The sequence below is a fragment of the Chitinophaga sp. genome (genome assembly GCF_036569125.1).
In the GTDB taxonomy this organism is placed as follows: domain Bacteria; phylum Bacteroidota; class Bacteroidia; order Chitinophagales; family Chitinophagaceae; genus Chitinophaga.
On sequence record NZ_DATCRF010000234.1, the window covers coordinates 1 to 6648 of the forward strand.

The 6648-nt window shown below is 50.7% G+C and carries 5 protein-coding genes; all 5 read right to left on the reverse strand.

The window, feature by feature from the left end:
* The coding region (locus VIM87_RS08280; protein WP_331996527.1) for a molybdopterin oxidoreductase family protein at nt 1-1872 on the reverse strand (1872 nt) is incomplete at its 3' end.
* 20 nt (nt 1873-1892) lie between these two features.
* Entirely contained in the window at nt 1893-3182 is a 1290-nt protein-coding gene (locus tag VIM87_RS08285) for an MFS transporter (RefSeq protein ID WP_331996528.1), read from the reverse strand.
* Between the two features lie 17 nt (nt 3183-3199).
* Nucleotides 3200-4522 (reverse strand): alginate export family protein, encoded by a 1323-nt coding sequence (locus VIM87_RS08290; RefSeq protein WP_331996529.1) that lies wholly within the window; start codon nt 4520-4522, stop codon nt 3200-3202.
* 86 nt (nt 4523-4608) lie between these two features.
* Entirely contained in the window at nt 4609-4986 is a 378-nt protein-coding gene (gene nirD / locus VIM87_RS08295; protein WP_325638008.1) for a nitrite reductase small subunit NirD, read from the reverse strand.
* Nucleotides 4987-5010: 24 nt separating this feature from the next.
* On the reverse strand, nt 5011-6648 hold a 1638-nt coding region (nirB, locus tag VIM87_RS08300), incomplete at its 5' end, for a nitrite reductase large subunit NirB (RefSeq protein WP_331996530.1).

Consider the following 6648-nt stretch of genomic DNA (forward strand, 5'->3'; position numbering starts at 1 on the left):
AGCGGAAATACCGCGTTGCCGCGCATCTTCCGGGTGTATTTCCAGGAAGGAGGCGGAGATGTGTTGCTTCAGCTTACTAACCTTACCGGTTTTGCTCATGGTATGCCACTGGTCCCGGATGCGGCCGGTGGTAAGAATTAACGGCAGTTCGCTGCTGAGCGGCTCCGATCTGTTTTCATCGTCAAAACTATGGATCACCGCCCTCTTATCGGGCGTGTAAAACTGGTGGTCGCAGAACAGCCGCGGTGTGCCGTTGCCGGATTGGTAGGGCCATTGTACGCTACGCTGTGCCTTGATAATATCGTAGTTCAGTTCACTTACATCAATATTGGTACCTGCGGTAAGGCGACAATGTTCATCATATATTTCGGATACATTCGTATAGTCGAATCCGTGATATCCCATTTTTTGTGCAAACCGGCAGATGATCTCCGCATCGGGCAGTGCTTCACCAGGCGCATCATTTACTTTGGAAAGATAGCTGATACGGCGTTCGGCATTGGTCATAGTGCCTTCTTTCTCCGTCCATGCCGCAGCGGGCAGCACCACATCCGCATAGCGCAGCGTTTCCGGTTTACTTGATATTTCCTGCACTACTACGTATTTGGCCTTTTGCAGCGCAGCTTCGGCGAAGCGCGCATCCGGCAGGCTTACGAGCGGATTGGTGCACATGATCCAGATGGCTTTCAGCCGTCCGTCGTTCAGTGCGGTGAACATTTCGGTAGCGGTAAGACCGGGCTTATCTGAAAGTTCAGTACCTCCCCAGAAAGCCTGTACCTCCTTGCGGTGTGCAGGGTTGTTCAGCACGCGGTGCGCAGGCAGAAGGTTGGATAGGCCGCCTACTTCGCGGCCACCCATGGCGTTAGGCTGGCCCGTTAAAGAGAACGGCCCGCTGCCTGGTTTGCCGATCTGCCCGGTGATGAGGTGCAGGTTAATAAGACTGAGATTTTTATGTACGCCTACTGAGCTTTGATTCAATCCCATTGTCCAGAAGGTCATAAAGCCGGTGGCATTGCCAATATAATCTGCTGCCTTGTGAATATCTTCTGCAGCTACACCGCAAATGGCCGCTGCCTCTTCTATGGTGCGTTCCATCACGGTATCCTTATACCGGTCGAAGCCATTGGTATGTTCTTTTACAAAAGAGCTATCGGTATACCCGCCGGTAATAAGCGCCCGGCCTATGGCATGATGCAGCACAATATCGGTGCCCGGGTTTACCTGCAGGTGCAGGTCGGCCAGTGCACAGCTCTGCGTAACGCGCGGATCGCTCACAATGATCTTCATAGCGGGATTGGCCGCCCTGGCGGCTTCCACCCTCCGCCACAAAATGGGATGGCACCAGGCAGGATTGGCGCCTGCTACAAAAATGCAATCGGCCTGTTCTATATCATCGTAAGTGCCAGGCACTGCATCTTCGCCCAAAGCCATTTTATAGGCCACCACGGCGCTGCTCATGCACAGCCTGGAATTGGTATCTATATTATTGCTGCCAATAAATCCCTTGATCAGTTTGTTGACTACATAATATTCTTCTGTAAGGCATTGCCCGGATGCGTAGAAGGCTACTGCATCCGGACCATGTTTTTTGATAATTGCTGCAAACACCGCGGCGGTGCGTTCCAACGCCTGGTCCCACGTAACCCTTTGCCGTGGAAGATTGCGATGATACCGCATTTCAGGATACAACAACCTGTCTGAAGTATCCATTACCGTATAATGCAGGTTCATTCCCTTGGAACAAAGCATGCCTTTATTAACCGGGTGCGTTTTGTCACCTTCTACATGCAGCTTGCCCTGGCGGTCTTTATGTACCACTATTCCACAGCCTACGCCACAGTAACAACAGGTGGATTTGAATGATGCTTGCATGCTTTAGGTTTTACAATGATTTATGATACTGCAACCGGCGTTGTTACCGGTGCGTCCTCAGCAGCAGGCTGCCGGGTAAAGCGTGTCAGCATTACGATACAGGAGATCGCAATCACTACATAACCGATATACGTGAACGCCTGTACGTAGCTGATGCTGTCAGATTTAAACAGGAAGCCGAACATCATGCCGCCCAGGTTGCCGCCTGCGCCAACAATACCGCTTACCAGCCCTGTGTTTTTTTCATTAATAAAAGGCACAATGCCGTAAGTAGCGCCATTGGCCATTTTCAGGAAGAGGGCAAAGCTCAGCATGGCAACGATGGCTACTACCAGTGATCCTGCCTGTGCAAATAGTAACAAACCAATACCTTCCGCCAGCAGCATCAGGGCCAATAGCCATCCTTTCCCTCTCATGCCGAACCAGGCGCCTGCCTTGTCTGAAATAATCCCGCCCAATGCCCTTGCAAACAGGTTCATAAAACCAAAGATGCCGGCCCAGAATCCTGCGCTGCCCTGCGAAAGTTGAAATGTATCTACAAAATGTAAAGAAGCTACATTGTCGAAAGTGATCTCCATCCCGAAGCACATACCATATGCCAGCGTAAGCGCCCATATGCGCCAGTCGCCCAACACCGACCAATCCGTTTTACTATCTTTCTTATTATAACCAATCTCATCAAAATTCCCGTTAGGCGTATCTTTTGTGTAACGGAAGTACAGGTAAGCCACACCGAGCATCATTAGTCCCGGCAGTATCATGGCATACCGCCATGCTTCCTGTTTGGTGTATCCGAAACCAACGATCACTGCAAATATCACCGGCATCACCATGTTGGTAACGCCTCCGCCCAGGTTGCCCCAGCCACCGGTGATGGCATTGGCGGTGCCTTTGATGGCAGGGGCAAACATAAGGGAGGTGTGAAACTGCGTAATAACGAAAGAACCTCCAATAACGCTGATGGCTAAACGGAACAGCAGGAAGGAGGTATAATCTTTTGATAATCCCACCAGGAATACTGGCAGGGAGCCCAGTAACAGCAGCCGGATAGCGGTTTTGCGGGGGCCCCAGGTATCACAGAGCCGGCCAATGACCAGCCGCGCTATGATGGTGCCGGATACGGACGCAATAATAATGTTGCCTACCTGCGATTTGGTTAAACCAAGATCCGCACGGATGGTAGGCATCAGCGGCGCTAAGCCGAACCAGCCGAAGAAGCAGACAAAGAACATCAGCCACGTAATATGAAACGTGCGCATCTGTATGGTATCAATACTGAATATTTTTAATTTTTCTAAAGGAGCAGCCATGTGTAATGTTTTACAGGTTATTTAATCAGTAATTCAGGCCGGATGTTAACCGAGATGTAGGCCCAGTTGCTGTTGGGCGAAGCGTTTTTTACATTTTTAACAGCAGGGGAAGACAGCGTGGCAGTACTCCAGAAGTGGCTGTAGCCTGCTTCCAGTCCTATCATCTTTGTAAGCGTGTAATTGGCTGTTACATCTGCTTCTGTTCCAAACTGTTTATTCATGCCGGTTACATCTGCTGCACTGAAGAATTCGTGTACATCCCCGGTTAATGCCCACCGGGCGCCCGGTTTCAGTTTTGTTTTTACGTAATAATCCTGTAGTCCTTTATTGCCAAAGCCGCTGGCTACGTAGAAATAATCCATATTACCCCAGAACTTATGCGGTGTGCCGTACAACGGGTCAAAATCAGGGCTGGTATAATCTGCGCCTGCACCTGCGCTGAATACTTTATTCACACTGTAAAAGAAGGAGCCGGAGAGTAAACTGCCGCTCACCGTTTGTCCGTTCCCGTTAGTACCAAACTGGTGATATGCGGCAGCTGTATAGGTGAACCTGTTGAATGCCTGTGTATAAAATAATCCCGTGGTCATGCGTGTATTCACGGCGCCTTCATAGGTTTTCACCGCTACATGTTCCACGCTGTCGATATGGTATTTTGAAAACTGGTCGGCCAGGAAAAGAAAAGATAAATTCCCTTTATTCAGTTTCCTGGATACATATGCATACTCCAGGCTTTTGTACATATTCCCGCCGTTGGTATTGGCGGTATAGTTGCCGGGTGGTGTGGCATTGTAAATGCTGCCGCTGGCATTTTCTTTATTCTGGTTGAATGCAGCGCCAATATGGAAAGTCCAGGCATTGCTTTCATACTTTAATACCGCTGCATCATGCCGGCGGCCCTGTTGCAGCCAATCGAGGTTCCCTAACAGTCGGCTGTCGTCGTACACCAGCTCCTGCCGGCCAATTTTCAGCGAAAGATTTTTGTTTTTTACCACTGTATCTGTCAGTAATATTTCCGCCCATGCTTCATGCAGCATAAACCCGTTGTTATCCGGGGTAGTGGTGCGGTTAATGGTGGAGCCGTCCTGTCCCCAAACGCGTACATCCTGTACTGTTAGTCCCAGTTTAATGCGGTAGGCGCTGAATCCGGCCATCAGGCGGGTGCGCTGGGAAGTGAAGAAGGCGGGCGCTGCACCCTCTGGTTGGGGGGCCCCTTGTCCGTTACGTAGCTCGGTGCGGGTTCTGAGTTGTGCGCCGAGTGTGAGCTGGGCATAACCGTACTGTGATAACAACAGCCCGGGTAGTATCAATGATACCTTGCCTGGAAACCATTTTTTCATGTAACTTTGGTTGATTTTGAATGAGCCAATCATCTCAGGTCAGAAACCCGGTTAGCCTGCCAGCTGCCGGGTTTCGTTTTGTTATATTATACGCCTGCCATCTCCATCTCAGCCGCTACGCCTATATATACCATGTCGTCCACGATTTTTACAGGGTAGGTGGTGAGGGAACATTCATGCTCGTCTGACAGGCAACGGCCGTCTTTCAGTGAGAATGTTTTTTTATGGAAAGGACAGGCTACTTTAGGCTCATCTTTTACGGTGCCGGTCATGCCACGGCTGAGCGCCATTTGCTGGCGGTGCGGGCAAAGGTTCTGGGTGGCATACCATTCATTTCTGCGGGCAAAAAAGAACAGGGCTATCTGCTCCTCTTTATACTTTACGCAAACGCCGCCATTGGTAGGTACATCTGATGTTTTGCAGGCAAGGAACCAGCTGATGGTAGTTGTGTGAGTAGTAGACATAGCAGTGTATTTTGTGTAAAGAATTTATTTCCATTCAGCGGCCCTTTTCTGGGCGCGCATCGATTCAAATTTTACGGTCGGGTCTTTGTCGGCCGGGGCATTTACAAAGTGGGAGAAACGCTTGCGCAGCTCAGGGTTTTCTACTACTTCGCGCCATTCGCATTTGTAGTTGTCGACCAGGAACTGCATTTCTGTTTCGAGCTGGGCGGCTATACCAAGACTGTCATTCACCACTACATTGCGTAAGTAGTCCATACCACCATCCAGTTTGTTGAGCCATGTAGCGGTACGTGTCAGCGGATCGGCTGTTTTGATATAGAACATCAGGAAGCGGTCTATATATTTGATGCAGGTTTCGCTGTCGATGTCGGAAGCCAGTAATTGTGCATGTTGGGGTTTGGAGCCGCCGTTACCGCATACGTAAAGGTTCCAGCCTTTCTCGGTAGCGATGATGCCAAAGTCTTTGGACTGCGCCTCTGCGCATTCGCGGATACAGCCGGATACGGCCGATTTAATTTTATGCGGCGCCCGTAGCCCCCGGTAGCGTTCTTCTATCTGTATAGCAAAGCTCACGCTGTCGTGCAGCCCGAAGCGGCACCAGGTGGAGCCTACGCAACTTTTCACAGTGCGGAGCGCTTTACCGTAAGCATGGCCGCTTTCAAAACCCGCTGCAATCAGCTCTTCCCATATATTGGGCAGGTCGCTGAGGTGTGCGCCAAACAGGTCGATACGCTGTCCGCCGGTAATTTTCGTATAGAGGTTATATTTAGTACCGATCTGGCCGATCACTACCAGTTTCTCCGGCGTAATTTCCCCGCCGGGGATCCGCGGAACCACGGAATAAGTACCGCCTTTCTGGATATTGGCGAGGTAGCGGTCGTTGGAATCCTGTGCGGTATCATTGCCTTTATCCAGGATCATATCGTTCCATAAACTGGCCAGGATGGAAGCCACTACTGGTTTACACACTTCGCAGCCTTCGCCTTCCCCGTAATGATCCAGGACTTCATCAAAGGAGCGGAGCGACTTTACCTTAATAAGGTCCAGCATTTCCTGGCGGGAGTAGGGGAAATGCTCGCATACCACGTTGCGGATATACTTGCCCTGTGCCTTCATGGTGGCAGTGATCAGGTCCTTCACCATAGGGGTACAACCACCGCAGCAGGTACCGGCTTTGGTACATTTCTTTACGTCATCCAGCGTTTCAAATCCGTCGGTTACTGCCTGGCAGATAGCGCCTTTGCTTACGCTTTCGCAGCTGCAGATCATTGCTTCATCAGGAAGGGCGGTAACGCCGGCGCCCGTATCAGCGCTGCCGCTTCTGTTGCCCAGGAGCAGGTCTTCCGGGTTGGCGGGCAGCGCCAGTTTATTTTTAGTGGTTTGCAGCAGCATGTTGTAAGCTGTGGCATCGCCAATTAAGATGCCCCCCAGCAGGAACTGGCCGTCTGTAGTAATATTGATCCTTTTATAGGTGCCTTTGAATTTGTCTTCGAATACAATGCTGTGGCAGTTTTCAGGGTCGGAGAAAGGATCTCCGAAGCTGGCCACATCCACGCCGATGAGCTTTAACTTGGTGCTCATATCGAAGCCGGTGAAGGCTTTAGCTTCACCGGTGATATGGGAGGCTGCTACTTCTGCCATCTCATAACCCGGGGCCACCAG